Source organism: Catellatospora sp. NPDC049609 (assembly GCF_040675365.1).
Lineage (GTDB): Bacteria > Actinomycetota > Actinomycetes > Mycobacteriales > Micromonosporaceae > Catellatospora.
In genome coordinates this window covers 1-22,839 of the sequence record NZ_JBFAOU010000130.1, presented here as the reverse complement: position 1 = coordinate 22,839, position 22,839 = coordinate 1, and the positions used below count along the sequence as shown (strand labels likewise).

Here is a 22,839-nt window from a genome sequence, read left to right as displayed (position 1 = left end):
GGCTTTGGCGTCGGTGGCGGCGGGACAACTGCTGGGTTGTCGCGACAACCCAGCAGTTGTCACCCGTGCGAGCAGACCGCCGTCCGGCGTTCGGCGCGGCGTTCGCGTTCATTTCATGTGAGTCAAGCCACAGCGGGTCTCTTCACCGATCTAGTTACTCACGAGTAGCATCCGGATCAGCTCCCTAACTGCAAGGAGGCAGACCGTGCCCCGTGAAGTCCGCGACGTCGTCTTCGTCGACGGCGTGCGCACCCCGTTCGGCAAGGCGAACGGAGGCATCTACGCGAACACCCGTGCCGACGATCTCGTCGTGCGCTGCATCCGCGAGCTGCTGCGCCGCAACCCGCAGCTGCCGCCGGAGCGCGTCGACGAGGTGGCCATCGCCGCCACCACCCAGATCGGCGACCAGGGCCTGACCATCGGCCGCACCGCCGCGCTGCTGGCGGGCCTGCCCAAGACGGTGCCCGGCTACGCGATCGACCGGATGTGCGCGGGCGCGATGACGGCGGTCACCACGGTCGCCTCCGGCATCGCCGTCGGCGCGTACGACGTGGCGATCGCGGGCGGCGTCGAGCACATGGGCCGCCACCCGATGGGCGAGGGCGTCGACCCGAACCCGCGCTTCCTCGCCGAGAAGATCGTCGACCCGTCGGCGCTGGTCATGGGCGCCACCGCCGAGAACCTGCACGACCGGCTCCCGCAGCTGACCAAGGAGCGGGCCGACGCGTTCGGCCTGGCCAGCCAGCGCAAGACCGCCGCCGCGTACGCCGCCGGCAAGCTGCAGGGCGACCTGGTCACCGTGGCCACCCGCGACCCGGAGACCGGCTGGGGCCTGGCCACCGCCGACGAGGCGCCGCGCGAGACCAGCATGGACAAGCTCGCCACGCTGAAGACCCCGTTCCGCCCGCACGGCAAGGTCACCGCGGGCAACGCGGCCGGCCTCAACGACGGCGCCACCAGTTGCCTGCTCGCCGCCGAGGACGTGGCCCGCGAGCTGGGCCTGCCCATCGGCATGCGCCTGGTGTCCTACGGCTTCGTCGGCGTCGAGCCCGAGATCATGGGCGTCGGCCCGATCCCGTCCACCGAGCGCGCGCTGCGCCTGGCCGGGCTGACCATCGACGACATCGGCCTGTTCGAGCTGAACGAGGCGTTCGCGGTGCAGGTGCTGGCGTTCCTCGACCACTTCGGCATCGCCGACGACGACCCGCGGGTCAACCCGTGGGGCGGTGCGATCGCCGTGGGCCACCCGCTGGCCTCCTCCGGCGTACGGCTGATGACGCAGCTGTCGCGCCACTTCGCCGAGCACCCCGAGGTGCGCTACGGCCTGACCGCCATGTGCATCGGCATCGGCATGGGCGGCACCGTGATCTGGGAGAACCCTGCCTGGACGGAGTCCAGCCAGACCGCACTGAACCAGGGGGACAAGTGAGCGAGATCGTCACCCACGCCAAGCTCCGGCTGATCGCCGTACCCGGCCTGGACAAGCCGGCCGCGCTGATCACGCTGGACAACGGGCTGGACCACACCAAGCCGAACACGTTCGGCCGGGGCGGGCTGGCCTCGCTGTCGCAGGCGATCGACGAGGCGCAGGCCGCGCAGCCCGCGTTCATCGCGGTCACCGGCAAGCCGTACATCTTCTGCGTCGGCGCGGACCTCACCGGCTTCGCCGCGATGACCTCGCGCGAGCAGGTCGTCGAGATCGGCCGGCAGGGCCACGCCACCTTCGCCAAGCTGCGCGAGAGCAGCGTGCCCACGTTCGCGTTCGTCAACGGCGCGGCGATGGGCGGCGGCCTGGAGGTGGCGCTGCACTGCCACTACCGCACCCTGTCGCAGGGCGCGGCGGCGCTGGCGCTGCCCGAGGTGTCGCTCGGCCTGATCCCGGGCTGGGGCGGCTCGCAGCTGCTGCCGAACATCATCGGCATCGTCCCGGCCGCCCAGGTCGTGGTGCAGAACCCGCTGATGATGAACAAGATGCTCAAGCCGAAGCAGGCCTTCGAAATGGGCATCGCGGACGCGCTGCTGGAGCCCGCCGACTTCCTGGAGCGCTCGCTGGAGTGGGCCGCGGGCGTCGTCAACGGCACCGTCACGGTCAACCGGGCCGAGGTGGACCGCTCCGAGATGTGGGACGCGGTGGTCGGCTTCGCCCGCGGCGAGCTGGACAAGCGCCTGCACGGCGCGGTGCCGGCCGCCTCCAAGGCGCTCGACCTGCTGACGCTGGCCAAGAACGGGGTCACCGCCGAGGGCATCGAGACCGAGATCCAGGCGCTGGCCGACCTCGCGGTCACCCCCGAGCTGCACAGCGGCCTCTACGCCTTCGACCTGGTGCAGCGGCGGGCCAAGCGCCCGGCCGGCGCGCCTGACAAGAGCCTGGCCCGCAAGGTGACCAAGGTCGGCATCGTCGGCGCCGGCCTGATGGCCTCGCAGCTGGCGCTGCTGTTCGCCAAGCGCCTGGAGGTGCCGGTCGTGCTGACCGACCTCGACCAGGCCCGGGTGGACAAGGGCGTCGGGTACGTGCACGCCGAGCTGGACAAGGCCGTGGCCAAGGGCCGGATGTCGGTGGGCACCGCCGCCAAGCTGCGCGGGCTGGTCAGCGGCTCGGTCGACAAGTCCGTGTTCGCCGACGCCGACTTCGTCATCGAGGCCGTGTTCGAGGAGCTGTCGGTCAAGAAGAAGGTCTGGGCCGAGCTGGAGCAGATCGTCAAGCCGGAGGCGGTGCTGGCCACCAACACCTCCTCGCTGTCGGTCACCGCGATGGCCGCCGAGCTGGCGCACCCGGAGCGGGTGGTGGGCTTCCACTTCTTCAACCCGGTCGCGATGATGCCGCTGCTGGAGATCGTGCGCGGCGAGGCCACCGACGACGCCACGCTGGCCACCGCGTTCGCCGTCGGCAAGCAGCTCAAGAAGAGCTGCGTGCTGGTCAAGGACGCGCCGGCGTTCGTGGTGAACCGGATCCTGACCCGCTTCCTGGGCGAGATCTGGAACGCGGTCGACGCGGGCACCCCGATCAAGACCGCCGACCGCGCGCTGGACCCGCTGGGCCTGCCGATGCGGCCGATGGCGCTGCTCTCCCTGGTCGGCCCGGCCGTCGCCGCGCACGTGGGCGGCACGCTGCACGAGGCGTTCCCGGACCGCTTCTCGGCCAGCCCCAACCTGGCCGCGATCGCCAAGTCGGGCCTGCCGCTGCTGGTCGACGAGCGGCTCAACCCCGAGGTCGAGGCGCTGCTGGTGCAGGGCGACGCCCCGCTGACCGCCGAGGAGGTGCGCGGCAAGGCGCTGGCCGCCCTGGCGCAGGAGATCCGGCTGATGCTGGACGAGGGCGTGGTCGCCGAGGCCGCCGACATCGACCTGTGCATGATCCTGGGCGCGGGATGGCCGTTCCACCTGGGCGGCATCACGCCGTACCTGGACCGGGCGGGCGTCTCGGCCGCCGTCACCGGCCGCACCTTCCGCTAGGACGCGGCTGCGCCGCACGCCGCAGATCGCCGTTTCCGGCCGGAACCTCGGGTCACCCCGCGGATCCGGCCCGGAGACGGCGATCTTCGTTGCGGGCGGCGGTCACGGCTTGCGGGTCAGCAGGGCCACGGTGAAGCCGGACTGCTTCCAGGTCTGCGCCGTGACGTAGCCCGCCCGCAGCAGGGCCTCCCGGTCCTTGCCGATGTTCGCGAGGACGTCGGCCTTGTCACCGGACCGGATCACCCAGACGCGGTCGGGAGTGCCGGCGCAGCTGTCGGCCGCGGCGCATTCGGACGCCCGAATGTAGCCGTTCTTCAACGACGCCACCTCGACGAGCACGTCCTCGGGCCGGTGCGCCGCCTCGGTGTAGCGCGCCACGGCCAGCCGGGAGGTGAAGTCGTCGAACCTGCCGTAGATGACGGCGTCGGAGGGCAGCGCGTGCTGGTTCAGCACCGCGCCGACCGCCCGGGGATCCTGGGTGTGCCCGGCGGCCCCGCGGAGCTGAACGTGCTCGTAGACGGCCAGCACCGCCACGAGCGCCAGGAACGCCGCCCCGCGCAGGAGCCGGGTGCGGGACACCGCCGTCGCGGCCAGCAGCGCCCAGGCCGGCAGGGTGAACAGCAGATAGCGGGGCAGCCACATCGGCACGGCGAGGGAGGCCAGGACCAGCCCGATCGTCGGCAGCACGGCCCAGAGCGTCCACACCAGCGCCGGCGCGCGCCAGGAGAACGCCAGGAAGCTCAGCACCAGCAGCGTGCCGCCGACGACGGCCGAACCGGCCAGCACCCCGGGGGACTGGAGCAGGCGCAGGACGGTCAGCTCCGGGATCCACGAGATCTGGGCCTGCTGCCGCTGCCCGAGATACAGCACCGGGGCGGCCGCGGCGACCGCGACCGCCGCCGCCGCCGACCAGCGCCAGATCAGGCCGCGTCGCATGGCGAGCACGGTCAGGCCGTGGGCGGCGAGCAGCAGGAGCGCCACCACGTGCCCCAGGCCGAGCAGTGCCATCGTCAGCCCGTAGCACACGAGCCCGAGCACGCCGGGACGGTCGATGACGCGGACCAGCAGGTACGTCGCCAGCACGGCGAGGAAGGCGACCAGCGCGTACGGCCTCGCCTCGTGCGCGTAGCGGGAGACGCTCGGCACGAGTGCGAAGAGCAGCCCGGCGAGCACGCCCACCCGCCGCCCGCCCAGCCGGGTGCCCAGGGCGACGATCAGCGCGGTGGCACCGGTCATCGCCAGGATCGACGGCGCGCGCAGGGCCAGTTCCGAGTCGCCGAACACCGCCAGCCAGACATGCATGAACAGGTAGTACGGGCCGATGCTGGCATCGGTGTTGCCGAGCACCCGGAACAGGTCCTCCAGCGGGGCGGTCGCCAGGGCCCAGGTCGCCAGCTCATCGGTCCACAGGCCGGGTGTCGAAGCACCGAGCAGCCCCAGCACCGCCATCACGGCAGCGGGAACAGACCAGGAGAGGACGCTCAGCGTCCGCTCCGAAGCAGCATCGAACCGGATCCGATCGGCCATACGCTGCCAGCCGGACCGGTCGGCGACGACCGCTGTCATGCCGCCTGTCCAGGGAAAATGTCAAACACGGGCCGTAGGGTACGACAGCGTCCGGGCTGCTGCTGCCCCCGTGATCCGCGAAACTGTGGCCCACGGCACGAGAAATCGCAGGACCGAATTCATCAATTTATTGATGCATCGATTGCGCGGCCGAGAAAGACCGTGCGCACCAAGGTTTTCCGCAAACCCGCTCCCCACCGAGGTCCGAGGTCCTTGCCTCCAGCGGAAATGTCCGTTCGTCCCAGGTGCCATGGCGACTCGGCCATCCGTGGCACGCTTCGAAGATCGCTGTCTCGGGTCGGAAAGTGCTGTCGGAGCGCAGCCTGTGACCCGAAACAGCGATCCCGACCACCGCCCGCGAGACCTGGCGCGCCTAGACGGCGGCGGTGGCGCGCTCGGCGGCGGAGCGTTCGACGCAGAACTCGTTGCCCTCGGGGTCGGCCAGCACTGCCCAGCCGGTGCCGTCGGGGTTGCGCAGGTCCGCGGCGAGCGTCGCGCCGAGGGCGAGCAGCCGCTCGATCTCGGCGTCCCGGCTCCGGTCGGTCGGCTGCAGGTCCAGGTGCAGCCGGTTCTTCACGATCTTGTCGTCCGGCACGGCGATGAACAGCAGGTCCGGGCCGTCGTCGGGCGACATCAGCAGCGCCGCGGTGTCCCCCGGCTTGTCGTCGGGATGGCGCGGATGACCGGTGACCTGGCTCCAGAACCCCGCCAGGGCGTACGGGTCGGAGCAGTCCACGGTGATGTGCCGGATCGAGGAGGTCATTGCTCCGATGCTAGGGGCAGCGCGATGGTGACCTCCATCCCGCCACCGGGCAGGGCCACCGCGCCGACCGTGCCCCCGTGCGCGGTACACACGGCCTTCACGATGGACAGGCCCAGGCCCGAGCCGCGGGCGCCGGTGCGCTCCCGCCCGCCGCGCCGGAACGGCTCGAACAGGCCGGCCACGTCGCCCTGGGCGACGGTGAAGCCGGTGTTGCCGACCATCAGCCGGGCGTACTCGCCGTCGTGGCGGCTCTCCACCCAGATCCGGCCGCCGAGGTGGTTGTAGCGGACGGCGTTCTCGATCAGGTTGCCCGCCAGCCGGTCGAGCAGGCTGGGGTCGCCGATGACCGGGGCCGGGCGCAGCTCGGTGCTGACCGCCAGCTTGGTCCGCCGCACCTCGTGGTCCATCGCGGACAGCGCGCCGACCACGCCGGAGCCCAGGTCCACCGGCTCGCGGCGCAGGCCGGTGCGGCCCTCGCTGCGGGCGAGCATCAGCAGCGCGTCGACCAGCGCGTTGGCTCGCTCGGAGGCGTCGCGCACCACGGTGGCCATGCGCCGCAGCTCGGCGGTGTTCACCTCGGGGTCGGACAGGGTCACGTCGATCTCGGTGCGCATGACCGCGAGCGGGGTGCGCAGCTCGTGCGAGGCGTTGGCGACGAAGCGCTGCTGGGCGGTGAACGCGGCGCCGAGCCGGTCCAGCATCGCGTCGAAGGTGTCGGCCAGCTCGGCGACCTCGTCGTCGGCTCCGGTGTAGCGGATGCGCTGGTCGAGGGTCTCCCCGCCGAGCTTGCGCGCGGTCGCGGTGACGTGGTGCAGCGGGCGCAGCGCGCGGCCGACCACGGCGTACGCCCCGATGACGCCGACGATGCTGATCAGGGCGACGGCGGCCAGGCCCTTGGCGGTCAGCTCGGTCTGCGCGGCGGCCAGCAGCGTCTCCTGCCAGTCGCGCACATCCATCTGCCGGCCGTCGGCCAGCCGCACCACGGTGCCCGCGGCGAGCTCGTCGGCGGGGTGCAGCGCCGCGGTGACGACGAGCCAGGCGACCAGCATCAGCAGCGCGCCGGCGCCGAGCAGCAGCACCCCGTTGAGCAGGGTGAGCCGCAGCCGGAGCGTGGGGCGCAGCCCGCGGCGGGCGGGCTTGCGGGCCGGGCGGGCGATCACGCCTGCTCCTCGCCGGCGGCCGGGATGCGGTAGCCGGCGCCGACCAGGGTCTCGATGAGCGCGGGCTGCCCGATCTTCATCCGCAGCGTGCGCATGGTGACCCGGACGATGGTGGTGAACGGGTCGGTGTTGGCGTCCCAGACCCGTTCCAGCAGCTCCTCCGTGGAGACGACGCCGCCGCGGGCCCGCAGCAGCTCCTCCAGCACCCCGAACTCCTTGTTGGTGAGGTCGATCAGGAGGCCGCCGCGGGTGACCGTACGCTTGGCGGGGTCGAGCTCCAGGTCGCCCGCCTTGAGCACGGGCGGGGTGACCGGGGTGGCGCGGCGGCCGAGTGCCTGCACCCGGGCCACCAGCTCGTCGAAGGCGAACGGCTTGGGCAGGTAGTCGTCGGCGCCCAGGCGCAAGCCCTCGACGCGCTCGGCGACGCTGCCGCTGGCGGTCAGCATCAGCACGCGGGTCAGCGCGCCGGAGCCGACCAGCTCGGCGCAGAGCTGGTCGCCGTGCATGCCGGGCAGGTCCCGGTCCAGCACGACGACGTCGTACCGGGTGACGAAGGCCATCTCGTGCCCGGTGGTGCCGTCGTAGGCGACGTCAACCGCCAGCCCGTGCCGCCGCAGTCCTCGGGCGATCGCGTCGGCAAGATGCCGTTCGTCCTCCACCACCAGCACCCGCACCTGACCGCCCCCTCTGCCCGCTGTCTCCGCCCACGAAGATAGAGCCCCCGGGCCATTGCAAAAAATCTTCAGCTATAGAACGCTCATCGCAGACAATCGCCAGCGCACCGCCGGCCCCGGGAGGCACCGATGAACCGACGCAACGTACTGCGTACCGCGGCCGGAGCGGTCGTCGCGGGCGCCACCGCGGCGGTGCCGGCCGCGGCGGCCGGCGACAAGAAGCCGCCCGCCGGCCGGCAGCTCGCGCTGCGGCGCTGGGACACCCCGCAGCGCTGGGCCGAGGGCACGGGCAGCGGCGTCGCCGCGGGCACCGGCGGGCTGGCCTTCGCCGCCCCGACCGGCACGCTCGCCCACACCGACGCGGACTCCGGCGCCGTCACCGTGTACGAGACCGCGACCTGGACCGGCCCGGCCACCGACACCGGCTTCGCCGCGACCGAGGTGATCCCCTCCTGGACCGCCGACACCCCCGGCGGCAGCTTCGTGCGGATCGAGCTGAGCGGCACCACGGCCGCGGGCACCACCACCAAGTGGTACAACCTGGGCGACTGGGCCGCCGACGACACGTCCTTCCGGCGCACCTCGGTGAGCGGCCAGGGCGACGCCGACGGCACCGTCTACACCGACACCTTCGCCGCCGCGGCCGGGCACGCGCTGACCACCTGGCGGCTGCGGGTGACCCTGGCCCGCCCGGCCGGCGGCGCCGACGTCCCCGTGCTGCGCACCGTCGCCGCGGTCGCCTCCGCGCTGCCCGCCCCCGGCAAGCTCACCGCGAGCACCCCGCTCGCGGCGCAGGGCCTGGTCCTCGACGTGCCGCAGTACTCACAGGAGATCCACGCCGGGGAGTACCCGCAGTGGAACGGCGGCGGCGAGTCCTGGTGCTCGCCCACCAGCACGTCGATGGTGCTGGCCTACTGGGGCACCGGCCCGGACCCGGCCGACTACGCCTGGGTCGACCCGTCCTACGCCGACCCCTGGGTCGACTTCGCCGCCCGGCACACCTACGACCACACCTTCGACGGGTGCGGCAACTGGCCGTTCAACACGGCCTACGCCGGCCGGTTCGGGGTGCGCGGGTTCGTCACCCGGCTGCGCTCGCTGAACGAGGCGGAGCGGTTCATCGCGGCGGGCATCCCGCTCATCGCGTCGGCGTCGTTCAAGAAGGGCGAGGTGCCGGGCCTGTCCTACGGCACCAACGGCCACCTGATGGTGCTGGTCGGCTTCACCGCGACCGGCGACCCGGTGCTCAACGACCCGAACTCCCCCACCAACGCCCAGGTGCGCAAGCCCGTCGGCCGCGCCGAGTGGGAGGCCGCCTGGCTCAACAGCAGCCGCGGCGTGGTGTACGTCATCCACCCGGCGTCCGTCCCGCTGCCCACCCCGCCCGCCCAGGCCAACTGGTGACCCGCACCGCTCACAGCCGGTAGCGGTAGACGTCCAGCCCGCCGAGCATCGCCTCGCAGACCACCGTGCCGTCGCCGAGCCAGCAGCGGTCCAGGGTGGGCCCGCCGACGCCGATCACCCGCAGCCGGCCGGGCCGGTCGAGGTCCACCGCGCCGAACCAGGTCCGGTCGTCGCCGATGTACGCCAGCAGCACCGCGCGCCCGTCGTGGCCGATCACGGTCCACTGCGCCAGCCGCAGCAGGATGCCGCCGGTGGCCGTGTCGCGGAGCACGCCGTGGCGGGGGCGCTCGTTGACGTTGGACACCAGCAGGCCGGACGCCAGCGGGTAGGCGCCGCCCACCTGGCCCTCCCACCGGGTGCCGCCGTCGGCCGGATCCAGCACGGAGATCCAGTCCGAGCCGTTCACGCAGATCATCGGCGCGCACGCGTCGACGAACAGCGGATTGCCGCCCACCGGGTAGGCGACGTCCCAGGCCGGTGCGAGGCCCGGCAGCCGCAGCGCCGCGACGCGGCGGGCGCCGTCGGCCACGTAGGCGGTGACCGCGAGATCCCCCGCCACCTGCACGCCCTCCAGCCCGTCCGGGATCGGGCGCGGCTCGCCCAGCGTGCCGTCCGGGCTCAGCAGCCGGGCCGTCATGCGCTCGGCGACCTCGAAGAGCACCAGACCGCCCAGTACGCCGCCCACGCGGTACCGCGACCAGGACCGCGGCCCGGGCGGCGAGAGATGCCACAGCTCGCGGCCGGTGGCCGCGTCCCGCCCGCTGAACCGCTCCGGTTCGGTGCCCACGGCCAGCAGCACCGTCCAGTCCGCCGCGCGGGGCGCGACCCCCAGCACCATCGCGCGCGCCTGCCACCGCAGCGCGCCGGTGTCCGGGTCCAGCGCGTACGTGCTCCACATGTCCGTCTGCGCGGCGCTGTCGAACACCGTCACCAGCAGCGTGCCGCCCGCCCGGACCGCCTCGTACACCTCGGTGGTGGCACCCGTCAGCGGCACCCGCCAGCGCTGGGCTCCGTCGGCACCGCCGATCGCCGCCAGGGCCCGGCCGCTCTCCCGCCGGTCCAGCGCCAGCACCAGGTCACCGGTGGTCACCACCGGCGCGGCCAGCGGCGGGTCGAAGTGCGCGACCTGGGTCAGCGGCAGCGGCGGCACGGTCGCCGAGCCCCCGAAGCCGAGCAGCCCGGCCAGCGCGACCGCGGCCAGCAGCACGCCGCGCCGCCGGGCAGGCGACAGCGGGGGCGCCGCGGGCTCGTCGTCGAGGCCGCGCGGATCACCGAGATCGATGAGCACGGTCATCGCACCCCTCCGCCCGTCGCCGGGTCAGGCCGGCATCCTCCACAGCGTCAACCCGAGCGCGTCGTCCAGGCAGGCCAGGCGCTGCTGCGCGAAGGCACACCGTCCCACGACGCCCGGCAGTTCCGCCACCACCTCCGGGCCGGTCGGCGTCAGCCGGGCGACCTGCACCGGTCCGTCAGCCGGGCCACGCAGCAGCACCTCCGCCGGTCGCGGCTGGTCCTGCAGCAGCTGCCACCCGCCGAGGTCGGCCAGCTCCCGGCCGGTCCCGGCGTCGATCATCGAGTCGAGCCGGATGCCGCGGTCAGCCACCTCGAAGCCGCCCAGCAGCAGGCCCCACCGGGCCGGCTCCACCAGCGTGTTGGCCGGGATCCGCTGCCGCTGCGCGCCGGTCGCCTTGTCCACCACCTCGATCGAGGCCTCGTCGGGGTTCACCAGATCCTGGCTGACCACGCACCAGTGGGCGCCGCAGTCGAACCGCCGGACGAACGGCCGCGTCGCCGGGACCGCTGCCAGCGTGGCCGTGTCCAGGCGCACCTGCCGGGACTCATCGCCGGTCCCGACCGCCACCTCGATGAAGAGCTCGGCGCCGAGGACCACGACGAACCGCGGCTCGCCGCCACGGAGATCCACCCGCCCGGTGCGCAGCACCCTGCCGTCGCGCAGGTCGCGCTGGGTCAGCACACCGGCGGGCGACACCGTCCACAGTGCCTGCGGCGGGTCCGCGCCCGCCGCGGGCACGGCGTCGAGCGGGGAGGCCACCCTGCCGTGCCCCGCCCAGCGCACCCGTCCCGTCCGCACGTCGCGGACGGTGAACGCGCCCGCTTCGCGATCGTCCTCGATCAGCACCACGTCGGGCGCAAGGTTCGGCGATCCCAGCGACGCGTCGATCTGCCACAGCACCGCGCCGCGTACGGTGTCCACCACCGCGGTGAACGGCTTGCCCGCCACCGACTCCAGCGACACCAGCGCGATGCCGGGCAGCGGCGCCAGGATGTTCGCGCCGTCGACCGCCTGCGGGAAGGCGACGCGCCAGGCGGGCGTGCCGTCGGCGAGCCGGTATCCGTCGAGCCGGTCGCCGTCGTGCACCACCAGCAGGTCACTGAAGATCCGGAAGTCGGCGGCCGAGCTGGTCAGCGTGATCCGGGCCAGCTCGCGCAGCCGGGTGACCGGCCCCGCCCCGCCCAGCGCCAGCGCCAGCACCGCCGCGAGCACCAGGGCCAGCAGCCGGGGCCGCCCCCTGAAATCGCGTTCGCGCTCGGCGAGCGGCTCCCGCCAACCCGCGCCCAGCTCGATCACCGCGGGCTCGTCCGCCTGCACGCGCGCCGTCATCCCGGCCCCTCCCCCACCCGCCAGATCACGACCTCCCCGCCGACGGTCACGCAGGTCAGCACGTGCGGCCCGGCCTCACACCGGCGCAGCAGCCCCGGCACCCGCCCGACCGGCCGCGGCCCCGCCGCCGTCAGCTCGGCCAGGTACGTCGTCGCCGTCCGCCAGTCCTCCCGCTTGACGAACCGCACGAGCTCGCCCTGCGCCGCCAGCTCCTCCCAGCCCCGCACATCGCTGATCACCGCGCCGGTGGCCGGGTCCAGGCGGGCCGCGAAGCCCACCCGCGCCTCGCCGCGCAGCAGCGCGCCACCGGTGCTGCCCACGACCTGGCCGCGGGGCCAGGTGCGGACCGGCACGCCGGTCACCCGGTCGACGAGGTACGTGACGTCCTCGGCCGCCGTGATCGCGCAGGACAGCCCGCCGCCGCAGTCAACCTCATCGATCCACCGGTCCGCGCCGGTGGTCGGGCGCAGGCTCGTCCGGTCGTACCAGCGCTGGAAGTTCTCCTCGTCGCCGCCGGGGAGGGTCCGGACGCCCCACAGCCCGACGGCCGACCGCGCCATGAGCAGGTTCGTGACGCGCTCCGCGGGCTGCGGGGACACCGGGACCGCCCGGCGTACCGCGCCGGTGGCCAGGTCGTGCTCGGCCAGCTCGCCGCCCTCGGTGAACCGCCACACGGCCGAGCCCTGCGGGTCGGCCTCGACGACGTCGGCCGCGGGCACCGACCAGCGCCGGGTGAACGTGGCGGGGTCGTGCACCGCCACGCTCGGGTACACCGGATCACCGGTGCGGACGACCAGCACCCCCGCGACCGGATCCACCAGCGCGGTGTTGCGCCAGAGGACGGTCCCGGCACGCCGGTCGACGGCCAGGACGTCGTCGTAGGGCAGCGACCCCGCCGGGTCCGTCGACTCCGGCAGGTTGAAGCCGATCAGCTGGATCCGGTCGGTGGCCGCGACGGTCCAGCCGAAGGCCCCGGCCGGCACGCGCCACAGCGGGCGCCCGTCGGCCGCGTCGTACGCGACGACCTCGCCCTCGCCGCCGACCAGGACCGTGTCCTCGCCGGCCAAGGCCACCACCGCGTTGGGCTGGCTCCAGCGGGCGAGCTGGATCAGCCAGGGCTCGGGCGCGGGCGCGTCCCCGGCCGTCGTGGTGAGCAACAACCCCGCCAGCAGCAGGCAGGCCGCGGACCGTACGTACGACCGGGTGAGCCCCGGCCGCGGCGGGTCCGCCGGCTCGCGGTCCTCGCCGAGGTCGATCACCGCCGGCTCCGTCATGCCGCTCCCTCCGCGATCCGCCAGATGACGACCTCGCCGCCGGTGGTCGCGCAGACCAGTACGCCGGGCCCGGCCTCGCACCGGCGCGCCGCCAGCGCCACCCGGCCGAGCGGCCGCAGCCCGCCCGGTGTGAGCGCGGCGAGGTAGGTCGTCCGGCTCGCGCGATCGAACCGCCCGACGAACCGGATGAAGGTGCTCATGGTCGCCGGCACCGTCCAGCCCCGCACGTCGGTCAGCCGCTCGCCGGTGGCCGGGTCCAGCCGGGCAGCGAAGCCCCGGTCGTTCTCGTCGAGCAGCAGCGCCCCGGCCGGGCTGCCCAGGTAGAGGCGGCTCGGCAGCTGACGGACCGGGGCGCCGGTGGCGCTGTCGAGCAGGTACGCGGTGTCGTCCCGCCCGGTGCCGGCGCAGGACAGGCCGCCGCCGCAGTCGGTCTCCCAGCGCCACCGGCCCTCGCCGGACGCGGGCCGCAGGCTCGCCCGGTCGTACCAGTGCTCGACCAGTTCCGGCACCCCGTCGGCCCGCCGCCGGTAGCCGGACAGCCCGATGGCGTGCCGGGTCGGGACCACCTCGATCAGCTCGGTCGGCGGCGCGGGCACCCGCAGGTCGCGCCGGACCGCGCCGGTGGCCAGATCGTGCTCGACCAGGTCACCGCCGTCGGTGAGCCGCCACAGCGCCGAGCCCCAGGCGTCGATCCCGGCGGCGCGGCCTTCCGGCGCCCGCCAGCGCAGCGCGAACGTGTCCGGGTCGTGCACCGCGACGTCCGGGTGCGCCACGTCGCCGGTCCGGTTCACCAGCACGCCCGCGACCGGGTCGACCAGCCCGGGGTGGCGCCAGCGCACCGCGCCGGTGCGCCGCTCCACGGCCAGGACGTCATAGGACGGCAGCATCGACGCCACGTCCGCCGACGTGGACCGGACGAAGGCGACGAGCTGCACCCCCTCGCCGGCCGCCTGGGTCCAGCCGAAGACCCCGCCGGCGGTCGCCGTCCACAGCGGGCGCCCGTCGTACGCGTCGTACGCGGCGAGCTGTCCGTCGCCGGCGACGAGGACCGTGTCCTCGCCGGCCATGGCCACCACCGCGTTCGGCTGGTCCCAGCGGGCAACCTGGATCAGCCGCGGGGCGGGCGCCGTGGCGTCCCCGGCCGCCCCGGCCAACAGCGCCGCCAGCAACAGGCAGGCCGCCGGCCACCGCCACCGGCGTCCGGGGCGGCGCCCCGGCAGGTCGCCCGGCGGGTCGGCCCAGTCCGTGCCGAGCTCGATCACGGTGACCGCCTCGGGTGCCATGGTCATGCCCGCCCCCGCCCGAGGGTCCCGGACCGCGATGCCGCCCGCCGTGGTCATGCCCGCTCCCGCGTGACGTGCCAGACCGCGATGTCGCCCGCCATGGTGGTGCAGACCAGCGCGTCTCCGGCCGGGGTGCAGCCGCGCACCTGGTAGGGCACCGAACCGAGCCGGTGCGGCCCGTCGGCGGCCAGCGCCGCGAGGTAGGTCGTGCCCTTGCGCTCGCCGGCCCGGCCGAGCACCAGGGCCATGGCCCCGTCGTTGTTGAGCACGTGCCAGTCGCGCAGGCCGGTGTCGTGCATCCCGGTGGCCGGGTCGACCCGGGCCAGCACCTTCGGCGTGACGAAGCCCAGGCCCGGCGAGTCGACCAGCAGCAGGCCGGCCGGGCTGGGCACGAACCCGCCCTCGGGCAGGCTGCGGATCGGCGCCCCGGTGGCCGGGTCGATCAGGAAGGACCGGCCGTCCCCGGCCGGGTACGCGCAGGACAGCCCGCCGCCGCAGTCGGTCTCCCAGGCCCACTGGCGGGCGCCGGACACCTGCCGGAGGTCGGCGATGTCGTACCAGAGCACGGGGCGGTCTGCGGCGCGGCCGTTGTCCTCCCAGCCCTCGAAACCGATCCCCTCCCGGCTGACCACCAGGTTGATGTACTTCGCCGCGGGCAGGCGCAGCCGGGCCGAGCGGCGCACCGCGCCGGTGACCAGGTCGTGCTCGAACAGCTCGCCGTCGGGCGACAGCCGCCACAGCGCGTCGCGCCGCACGTCGCCGACCCAGGTGCGGGCCGCGGGCAGCCGCCAGCGCAGGTCGTAGCTGCGCGGGTCGCGGACCTCCAGATCGGGCTGGTCGCCGTCGACGGAGTAGCTCACCAGCAGCCCGTCGAGCGGCTCGACGTGGCGCAGGCTGCGCCAGAGCGTCCGCCCGGTCGCCCGGTCCACCGCGATGGTCTCGCCGGACGGCCACCCGAGGAACCGCCCGTCCTCGCCCCCGCCGCTGCGCAGCAGCACGACCTCGCCCATCGCGAACGCGTGCACCGGCTGGGAGAGCGACGCCTCCCAGCGCATGCGCCAGCCCGCCGTCTCGTACGCGGTCGCGCCCTGCGGGCCGAGCACCAGGACCAGCTCGTCGTCGAGGACCTGCACCTGGGTGCCCTCGCCGTCCAGGAAGGCCAGCGCCGACAGCCGGGGCCGGGGATCGGGGACGGCCGCGGTCACCCCGCCGAGCACCGCGCCGACCGCGAGCGCCGCGGCGAGCCTGCGGTGCCACGGCCGGGAACCCCGTGGCGGCAGGGGGAGGCGGTCGTCGTCATCGGGCTCGTCGGGCGGCAGCTCCCCGAGGTCGATGAACAGCTCCGCCGCGCCGTCCGGCTCCCGACGTGCCAACGCCCGCACCACCTCACCCGACAGACCGGTCGCGCCCGGAACCGCGTACCGCGGCACCGTCGCGGCCGGTGGCTTCGCGAGGTGGAACGCGCCGGAGGACCCGGCGGGTTGTCACCGTCCGGGCCGGTCCGGCCCGGACGGGTGGCGGCCGGTCAGCCGCGGACGGAGCTCACCAGCGGCGACTGCGCGGGGGTGGTGAACGCCGCGGCCCACTTGGTGACCCGCTCGGTGATCTCCGGCATGGTCAGGCCGATCTCGGCGAGGATCTCGGCGCGGGTGCCGTGGTCCAGCCACTGCGACGGCACGCCGAGGTCGCGCAGCGGCACGTCCACCTCGTTGTCGCGCAGCAGCTTCGACACCGCGTCGCCGACGCCGCCGGCGCGTACGCCGTCCTCCAGCGTCACCACCAGCTTGTGCTCGCGGGCCAGCGCGACCAGGTCGACCGGCACCGGGCGCACCCAGCGCGGGTCGACGACGGTCACGCCGAAGCCGCGCTCGGCCAGCTTCGCGGCCACCTGCACGGACAGGTGCGCGAACGCGCCCACCGAGACCAGCAGCACGTCCTTGCGCTCGGCCTCGGCCAGCACGTCCATGCCGCCGAGCCCGTCCGAGCCGCCGACCCGGCGCAGCGCGGGCAGCGCCGCCGGGACCGAGCCGGTCGGGAAGCGCACGATGGTCGGGCCGTCGGTGATGCCGATCGCCTCGCGCAGCTCCTCGCGCAGCGTCTCGGCGTCGCGGGGCGCGGCCACCCGCAGGCCCGGGACCACGCCGAACACGGACATGTCCCAGATGCCGTAGTGGCTCGGCCCGTCGGGGCCGGTGATGCCGGCCCGGTCCAGCACGAAGGTGACCGGCAGCTTGTGCAGCGCCACGTCCAGCAGCACCTGGTCGAAGGCCCGGTTGAGGAAGGTCGCGTAGACGGCGACCACGGGGTGCAGGCCGGCCAGCGCCAGGCCCGCGGCCGAGGTCGTGGCGTGCTGCTCGGCGATGCCGACGTCGTACGCCCGGTCGGGGAACGCGGCGGCGAGCTTGTCGATGCCGGTGGACTCGGGCATCGCGGCGGTGATGCCGACAACGTCGGGCCGCTCGCCGGCGATCGCGACCAGCTCCTCGGCGAACACGTTGGTCCACTTCAGGCTGGGCGCGGCCAGCAGCCGGCCGGTCTCCGGGTCGAACGCGCTCGGGGCGTGCAGGCGGTCGGCCTCGTCGTCGAGGGCCGGCTGGTAGCCGTAGCCCTTCGCGGTGACCGCGTGCACGATGACCGGGCCGCCGAAGCGCTTGGCGCGGCCCAGCGCCGACTCCAGGGCCTCCTGGTCGTGCCCGTCCACCGGCCCGATGTACTTCAGGCCGAGGTCCTCGAACAGCGCCTGCGGGGCGACGGCGTCCTTGATGCCCTTCTTGACCGCGTGCAGCGCGTCGAACAGCGGCTTGCCGACCAGCGGGGTCTTCTCCAGCGCGTCCTTGACCAGGTCGAGGACCTTCTCGTAGCCCGGGTTGAGGCGCAGCGTGGCCAGGTGGTCGGCGAGGCCGCCGATGGTGGGCGCGTACGAGCGCCCGTTGTCGTTGACGATGATCACCAGCGGGTTGTCGGTGGCGGCGATGTTGTTCAGCGCCTCCCAGCACATGCCGCCGGTCAGCGCGCCGTCGCCGACGACCGCGACGGTGTGACGCTTCTCTCCGCGCAGCGCGTAGCCCTTGGCGATGCCGTCGGCGTACGACAGCGCGGTCGAGGCGTGGCAGTTCTCGACCAGGTCGTGCTCGCTCTCGGCCTGGTTCGGGTAGCCGGTGAGGCCGCCGCGCTGGCGCAGGCCGTCGAAGCCGTCGAGGCGGCCGGTGACCATCTTGTGCACGTACGCCTGGTGGCCGGTGTCGAAGACGAAGCGGTCCGCCGGGGAGTCGAAGACCCGGTGCATGGCGAGCGTGAGCTCCACCACACCGAGGTTCGGGCCGAGGTGGCCGCCGGTGCGGGCGACCTTCGCGACCAGGAAGTCCCGGATCTCTGCCGCCAGCGCGGTCAGCTGCTCCGGGCTCAGGGTCTTGAGGTCCTGCGGCCCTCGTACGGTGCTCAGCAGGTTCCCGCCCTCGATCATGCCCTCGCCTCGCTCTCGCCGTCCCGAACGGCACTTCGGGGGTGCGTGTGCCGCACGTTCCGCTTACCCATGCTGGGGAAGTCTATCGGCCGACCGCACGGCCGATCACCGGTGCGCCTCCCCTTCACCGGACCTTCACTCTCCCCGCGCCTGGCGATCACACGGCGCGGCCGGTCACCGGGGTCCGCCCGCGGGCGTCAGCAGCGCCACGCACTCCACGTGATGGGTCTGCGGGAACAGGTCGAACGCGCGCAGCGCCCGCAGCTCCCAGCCCTGGTCGCGGAAGGTGCGCACGTCGCGGGCCAGCGCCGCGGGGTCGCAGGCGACGTACGCCACGGCGCGCGGTCCGGCCGCCGTGATCGCCCGCACCACGGCCGCGCCGGCCCCGGTGCGCGGCGGGTCCAGCACCACCACGTCCGGCCGGGGCAGCCGCTCCTTCGGCCGGCGGTCGCGGTGCAGGGCCCGCTCCACGGTCGCCTCGACCACCCGCACGGGCAGCCCGGCCAGGTTGCCCCGGGCGGCCGCGACGCCGTCGCGCGCGGACTCGACCATGGTCACCGCGCCGGTCACGCCGACGTCGTCGGCCAGCGCCGCGGCGAACAGCCCGGCCCCGCCGTAGAGGTCCCAGGCGTGCTCGCCCGGCCGCGCCGCCAGCAGCTCCCGCACCGCGCCGACCAGGGTGTCCGCGGCGGCGGGGTGCACCTGCCAGAAGCCGCCCGCCGAGATCGTGAACGCGTGCCCGGCGGCCCGCTCCTCGATCTCCTGCGGCGGCTGCCGCACCAGCTGGGCCGGGCCGCTCGACGGCTTGACCACGTCGATCACGTCGGTGTCCGGCCAGCGGCGCTCCAGCACGTCCAGCGCCTGGATCCCGGGGTGGGCGATGCGGCACCTGCTGATCGGCACCACCTCGTTCGAGCGGTGCTTGAGCAGCCCCGGACGGCCCAGCGCGTCCGCGCGGTAGCGCACCCGGGTGCGCCAGCCCTCGTCCCCGCCGGGCAGCGCCTCAACGGCCACGCCGAGCGCCTCGACCCCGGCCGCGTCCAGCCCGCCCAGCCGGGCCAGCTGCTCGCGCACCACGACCGCCTTCCACTCCCGCTGCGCGGGCGGGGCGACGTGCTGCAGATCGCAGCCGCCGCAGCCGTCGGCATGGGCGTACGGGCAGCGCGGGGTGATCCGGTCGGCGGAGGCCTCCAGCACCTCGACGCAGTCGCCGCGCAGGTACGCCTTGTTGATCTCAGTGATCTCCGTCACCACCCGCTCGCCGGGCAGCGCGTGCCGCACGAAGATCACGCGGCCCTCGTGCCGGGCCACGCAGTGCCCGCCGTGCGCGATCGGGCCCACGGTGACCTCGACCCGGTCGCCCTCGTAGAGCTCCGCGGCGTCCGTGCGGGCGGTCGCGCCCGGCCCGGCCGCCATCACGCGTCCTCGCCGGGGCGGGGACCGCGGGCGGGGGTGCGCACCAGCTCCCGGTCGATCCGGTCCAGGTCGGTGCTGTTCGTCGAGGCGAGCTGCCACGGCACGCTGGTCACCATCACGCCCGGCTCGTACAGCAGCCGGCCCTTGATCCGCAGCGCGGACTGGTTGTGCAGGATGTGCTCCCACCAGCGGCCGACCACGTACTCCGGGATGTAGACGGTCACCACGTCGCGCGGCGAGGCGCGGCGCAGCGACTTCACGTACTCGATGATGGGCCGGCTGATCTCCCGGTAGGGCGAGTCGACCACGGTCAGCGGGACGTTGATGCCGCGCCGCTCCCACTCGGCCTGGATGGCCCGGGTGTCGGCGGTGTCGACGTTGACGGTGAGCGCGGTCAGCGTGTCCGGCCGGGTGGCCTTCGCGTACGCCAGCGCCCGCATGGTCGGCAGGTGCAGCTTGCTGACCAGCACGATCGCATGGTTGCGGGCGGGCAGCACCGGCCGCTCCTCCGAGGGCACCAGCTCGCGGGCCACGGTGTCGTAGTGCCGCCGGATGCCCACCATGATCGCGTAGATGACCGCCATCGCCGCGATCGAGATCCAGGCGCCGTGGGTGAACTTGGTCAGCAGCACCAGGATCAGCACGAACCCGGTCAGCACCGCGCCGAACCCGTTGATCGCGCGGGCCCGCTTCATCCGGCGCCGCGCCGACTGGTCCCGCTCGGTGCGCAGCAGCCGGTTCCAGTGCCGCAGCATGCCGATCTGCGACAGGGTGAACGACACGAACACGCCCACGATGTAGAGCTGGATCAGCCGGGTGGTCTCCGCCTGGAACGCGACCACCAGCACCGCGGCGAAGGCGGCCAGCAGCATGATGCCGTTGGAGAAGGCCAGCCGGTCGCCGCGGGTGTGCAGCTGGCGCGGCAGGTAGCGGTCCTGCGCCAGGATCGAGCCGAGCACCGGGAACCCGTTGAACGCGGTGTTCGCCGCCAGCACCAGGATGAGCGCGGTCACCGCGATCACCAGGTAGAAGCCGGCCGGGAAGTGGTCGAAGATGGTCGACGCGAGCTGCGCGGTGACGGTCGGCTGCACGTAGCCCGGCCCGGCGCCGACGATCTGCTGCTGCGGGTCCTCGACGTACTGCAGGCCGGTCTTGAGGCTCAGCGCCACGATGGAGACCATCATGATGATCGACAGCACACCCAGCAGAAGCAGCGTGGTGGCCGCGTTCTTCGACTTCGGCGGCTTGAACGCGGGCACCCCGTTGGAGATCGCCTCGACGCCGGTCAGCGCCGCGCAGCCGGAGGAGAACGCGCGCACCAGCAGGAAGCCGAACGCGAAGGTGGCGCCGACCTGCAGCCCGTGCTCGGGCAGGATGGTCAGCTCCGCGCTGGGCGCCCGCAGGTCCTCGCCGAGGAGGAAGATCCGCACCACGCCCCAGACGATCAGCCCGAGCATGGCGAACATGAACAGGTAGGTCGGCACCGCGAACATGGCGCCGGACTCGCGCAGGCCGCGCAGGTTCAGCGCGGCCAGCAGCGCGATCAGCCCCACCGCCCAGAAGACCTTGTGCTCACCGATGAACGGGATCGCCGCACCGAGGTTCTCCACGCCGGAGGAGATCGACACGGCCACCGTGAGCACGTAGTCGACCAGCAGCGCGCTGGCCACCCCCAGGCCCGCCTTGGAGCCGAGGTTGACCGTGGCCACCTCGTAGTCGCCGCCCCCCGACGGGTAGGCGTGCACGTTCTGCCGGTAGCTGGCCACCACGGTCAGCATGACCACCACGACCGCCAGCACCACCCAGGGCGAGTACGCGTAGGCCGCCGCGCCCGCGATCGACAGGGTCAGCAGGATCTCCGCCGGTGCGTACGCCACGCTGGACAGCGCGTCGGAGGCGAAGATCGGCAGGGCGATGCGCTTGGGCAGCAGGGTGTGCTGCAGTCGGTCGGAACGGAACGGCCTGCCGAGCAGTAGACGCTTCAGCAGGGAGGTAGGACTCGCCACAGGGGGAGCCTACGACCATCCGGTGCGGCGGCACGTGGCACTCTGATGTCGCGCGCCGCGAGGGCGCATGGCAGGCTGACGGAAGCTGGACAGTTCCCGGGCGCGCCGCGCGAGCCGCGGCGTCCGGGTGGAGCCGCGTTTGGTCGGGAGGCGCGACGTGCACGTTGTGATCATGGGTTGTGGCCGGGTCGGCTCGACGCTCGCGCACAGCCTGGAGGCGCGCGGGCACTCGGTCTCGATCATCGATCAGGACGCCGACGCCTTCCGCAGGCTCTCGCCCGACTTCGCCGGCACCACCGTCACCGGGATGGGCTTCGACCGCGAGGTCCTCATGCAGGCCGGCATCGAGCGCGCCGACGCGTTCGCCGCCGTGTCCAGCGGCGACAACTCCAACATCATCTCGGCCCGGCTGGCCCGGGAGACGTTCGGCGTGCAGCGCGTCGTCGCCCGCATCTACGACCAGCGCCGCGCCGAGGTGTACGAGCGCCTGGGCATCCCGACCGTGGCCACCGTGCGCTGGACCGCCGACCGCATCGTGCGGCACCTGGTGCCCGAGGGCGCCACCGAGCTCTACCGCGACCCCACCAGCACCGTCGCCATCATCGAGGTCCCGGTGCACGCGGGCTGGATCGGCCACCCGCTGCACGCTCTGGAGGACGCCAGCGGCACCCGCGCGGCGTTCATCATGCGCTTCGGCATGGGCACGCTGACCACGGCCTCCACCGTGCTGCAGGACGGCGACCAGGTCTTCATGCTGGTCACCGACGAGATCGCCGACGCCGTCACCAAGATCGCAGCCGCGCCGCCGGCCGCCGCCTGAGAGGAGTCCCAGTCATGCGTGTCGCCATCGCCGGGGCCGGCAACGTCGGGCGCTCCATCGCCCAGGAGCTCATCGAGAACGGCCACCAGGTCATGCTGCTGGAGCGGCAGCCGCGAATGCTGCGCCCCGAGCGCGTGCCCGCCGCGGACTGGGTGCTCGCCGACGCCTGCGAGCTGTCCAGCCTCCAGGAGATCAACCTGGCCGCCTGCGATGTGGTCGTCGCCGCCACCGGCGACGACAAGGTCAACCTGGTCGTGTCGCTGCTGGCCAAGACCGAGTTCGCCGTGCCGCGCGTGGTCGCCCGGGTCAACCGCGCCGAGAACGAGTGGCTGTTCACCGAGCAGTGGGGCGTCGACGTCTCCGTCTCCAAGCCCCGCCTGATGGCCGCCCTGGTCGAGGAGGCGGTCACGGTCGGCGACCTGGTCCGGCTGATGACCTTCCGGCAGGGCGAGGCGAACCTCGTCGAGATCACCCTGCCCGAGGAAGCCCCCCACGTCGGCCAGCCGGTGCGGGACATCCCGCTGCCGCCCGACAGCGCGCTGGTCGCCATCGTGCGGGGCCGCCGCGTGCTCACGCCGACCCCCGACGACCCGATCGAGGCCGGCGACGAGCTGGTCTTCGTGTGCACCGTCGAGGTGGAGGAGCAGGTCCGCGCGGTCATGCTCGGCGCCGACAGCGTCGAGCGGACGCGTTCCCGCCGCCGCTGACCCGCCTCCCCCACCGCACCACCCCACCGCGCCCAGCGCGCTCCAGCGCGCCCACCCGCGCTCTGCGGGAGTCGCTCCGCGACGCGGCCCGCGCCGCGCTTTGCATAGACGTTGGCCTATCTGGATGACTTTTCTGTGATCGAAGTCATCCAGATGGCCGCGCCGACCGCGGCCAGCGCGTCGCGGGCCCACCCGACCACCCCCACCCGCCCCCACACCAACCCCAC

General features: G+C 73.9%; 17 protein-coding genes. 5 read left to right on the top strand and 12 right to left on the bottom strand.

Annotated features, from left to right (window positions below; translation table 11 throughout):
- The first annotated feature begins 205 nt into the window (after window positions 1-205).
- Window positions 206-1,429, top strand: coding sequence for a thiolase family protein (locus AB0J67_RS28540; RefSeq protein ID WP_363486567.1), 1,224 nt, complete (start codon window positions 206-208; stop codon window positions 1,427-1,429).
- Window positions 1,426-3,453, top strand: a complete 2,028-nt coding sequence (locus tag AB0J67_RS28535) for a 3-hydroxyacyl-CoA dehydrogenase NAD-binding domain-containing protein (protein ID WP_363486565.1) — start codon at window positions 1,426-1,428, stop codon at window positions 3,451-3,453. Before AB0J67_RS28540 ends, AB0J67_RS28535 begins: the two co-directional genes overlap by 4 nt.
- 102 nt (window positions 3,454-3,555) lie before the next feature.
- Here AB0J67_RS28535 and AB0J67_RS28530 read toward each other — a convergent pair whose 3' ends face one another.
- The 4 genes from AB0J67_RS28530 to AB0J67_RS28515 all read right to left on the bottom strand — a co-directional run bounded on the left by AB0J67_RS28530 (window position 3,556) and on the right by AB0J67_RS28515 (window position 7,616).
- On the bottom strand, window positions 3,556-5,019 hold the full coding sequence (locus tag AB0J67_RS28530; protein ID WP_363486564.1) for a glycosyltransferase family 39 protein: 1,464 nt from the start codon (window positions 5,017-5,019) through the stop codon (window positions 3,556-3,558).
- A 373-nt stretch (window positions 5,020-5,392) separates the two neighbouring features.
- A complete protein-coding gene (locus AB0J67_RS28525) occupies window positions 5,393-5,782 on the bottom strand; it encodes a VOC family protein (RefSeq protein ID WP_363486563.1) in 390 nt (129 codons plus the stop codon).
- Window positions 5,779-6,939, bottom strand: coding sequence for a HAMP domain-containing sensor histidine kinase (locus AB0J67_RS28520; RefSeq protein ID WP_363486568.1), 1,161 nt, complete (start codon window positions 6,937-6,939; stop codon window positions 5,779-5,781). The genes AB0J67_RS28525 and AB0J67_RS28520 overlap by 4 nt, the downstream gene beginning before the upstream one ends.
- Entirely contained in the window at window positions 6,939-7,616 is a 678-nt protein-coding gene (locus AB0J67_RS28515; RefSeq protein WP_363486562.1) for a response regulator transcription factor, read from the bottom strand. Before AB0J67_RS28515 ends, AB0J67_RS28520 begins: the two co-directional genes overlap by 1 nt.
- Window positions 7,617-7,745: 129 nt before the next feature.
- Between AB0J67_RS28515 and AB0J67_RS28510 the strand changes: the two genes are divergently transcribed.
- Window positions 7,746-9,020: a C39 family peptidase gene (locus AB0J67_RS28510; RefSeq protein WP_363486561.1), complete on the top strand. Its 1,275-nt coding sequence runs from the start codon at window positions 7,746-7,748 to the stop codon at window positions 9,018-9,020.
- Window positions 9,021-9,030: 10 nt separating this feature from the next.
- Here the strand turns inward: AB0J67_RS28510 and AB0J67_RS28505 are convergent, their stop codons facing one another.
- From AB0J67_RS28505 to AB0J67_RS28470, 8 genes are all read right to left on the bottom strand, one after another.
- Window positions 9,031-10,314: a PQQ-binding-like beta-propeller repeat protein gene (locus tag AB0J67_RS28505; protein WP_363486560.1), complete on the bottom strand. Its 1,284-nt coding sequence runs from the start codon at window positions 10,312-10,314 to the stop codon at window positions 9,031-9,033.
- Window positions 10,315-10,338: 24 nt separating this feature from the next.
- Window positions 10,339-11,643, bottom strand: a complete 1,305-nt coding sequence (locus AB0J67_RS28500; protein ID WP_363486559.1) for a hypothetical protein — start codon at window positions 11,641-11,643, stop codon at window positions 10,339-10,341.
- The gene (locus tag AB0J67_RS28495) at window positions 11,640-12,917 is read right to left on the bottom strand and encodes a PQQ-binding-like beta-propeller repeat protein (protein WP_363486558.1); all 1,278 of its coding nucleotides are present in this window, start codon (window positions 12,915-12,917) and stop codon (window positions 11,640-11,642) included. The genes AB0J67_RS28500 and AB0J67_RS28495 overlap by 4 nt, the downstream gene beginning before the upstream one ends.
- Window positions 12,914-14,257 carry a PQQ-binding-like beta-propeller repeat protein gene (locus AB0J67_RS28490; protein WP_363486557.1) on the bottom strand — a complete coding sequence of 448 codons (1,344 nt, stop codon included), beginning with the start codon at window positions 14,255-14,257 and terminating at the stop codon, window positions 12,914-12,916. The genes AB0J67_RS28495 and AB0J67_RS28490 overlap by 4 nt, the downstream gene beginning before the upstream one ends.
- On the bottom strand, window positions 14,254-15,573 hold the full coding sequence (locus tag AB0J67_RS28485; protein WP_363486556.1) for a hypothetical protein: 1,320 nt from the start codon (window positions 15,571-15,573) through the stop codon (window positions 14,254-14,256). Before AB0J67_RS28485 ends, AB0J67_RS28490 begins: the two co-directional genes overlap by 4 nt.
- Before the next feature lie 152 nt (window positions 15,574-15,725).
- The gene (gene dxs / locus AB0J67_RS28480; RefSeq protein ID WP_363486555.1) at window positions 15,726-17,663 is read right to left on the bottom strand and encodes a 1-deoxy-D-xylulose-5-phosphate synthase; all 1,938 of its coding nucleotides are present in this window, start codon (window positions 17,661-17,663) and stop codon (window positions 15,726-15,728) included.
- A 174-nt stretch (window positions 17,664-17,837) separates the two neighbouring features.
- The gene (locus AB0J67_RS28475; RefSeq protein WP_363486554.1) at window positions 17,838-19,079 is read right to left on the bottom strand and encodes a TRAM domain-containing protein; all 1,242 of its coding nucleotides are present in this window, start codon (window positions 19,077-19,079) and stop codon (window positions 17,838-17,840) included.
- The gene (locus tag AB0J67_RS28470) at window positions 19,079-21,085 is read right to left on the bottom strand and encodes an APC family permease (protein ID WP_363486552.1); all 2,007 of its coding nucleotides are present in this window, start codon (window positions 21,083-21,085) and stop codon (window positions 19,079-19,081) included. The genes AB0J67_RS28475 and AB0J67_RS28470 overlap by 1 nt, the downstream gene beginning before the upstream one ends.
- A gap of 157 nt (window positions 21,086-21,242) precedes the next feature.
- Here AB0J67_RS28470 and AB0J67_RS28465 point away from each other — a divergent pair, with 157 nt between their 5' ends.
- The gene (locus AB0J67_RS28465) at window positions 21,243-21,905 is read left to right on the top strand and encodes a TrkA family potassium uptake protein (RefSeq protein WP_363486551.1); all 663 of its coding nucleotides are present in this window, start codon (window positions 21,243-21,245) and stop codon (window positions 21,903-21,905) included.
- 14 nt (window positions 21,906-21,919) lie between these two features.
- Window positions 21,920-22,612: a TrkA family potassium uptake protein gene (locus tag AB0J67_RS28460; RefSeq protein ID WP_363486550.1), complete on the top strand. Its 693-nt coding sequence runs from the start codon at window positions 21,920-21,922 to the stop codon at window positions 22,610-22,612.
- The last annotated feature ends 227 nt before the right edge of the window (window positions 22,613-22,839 follow it).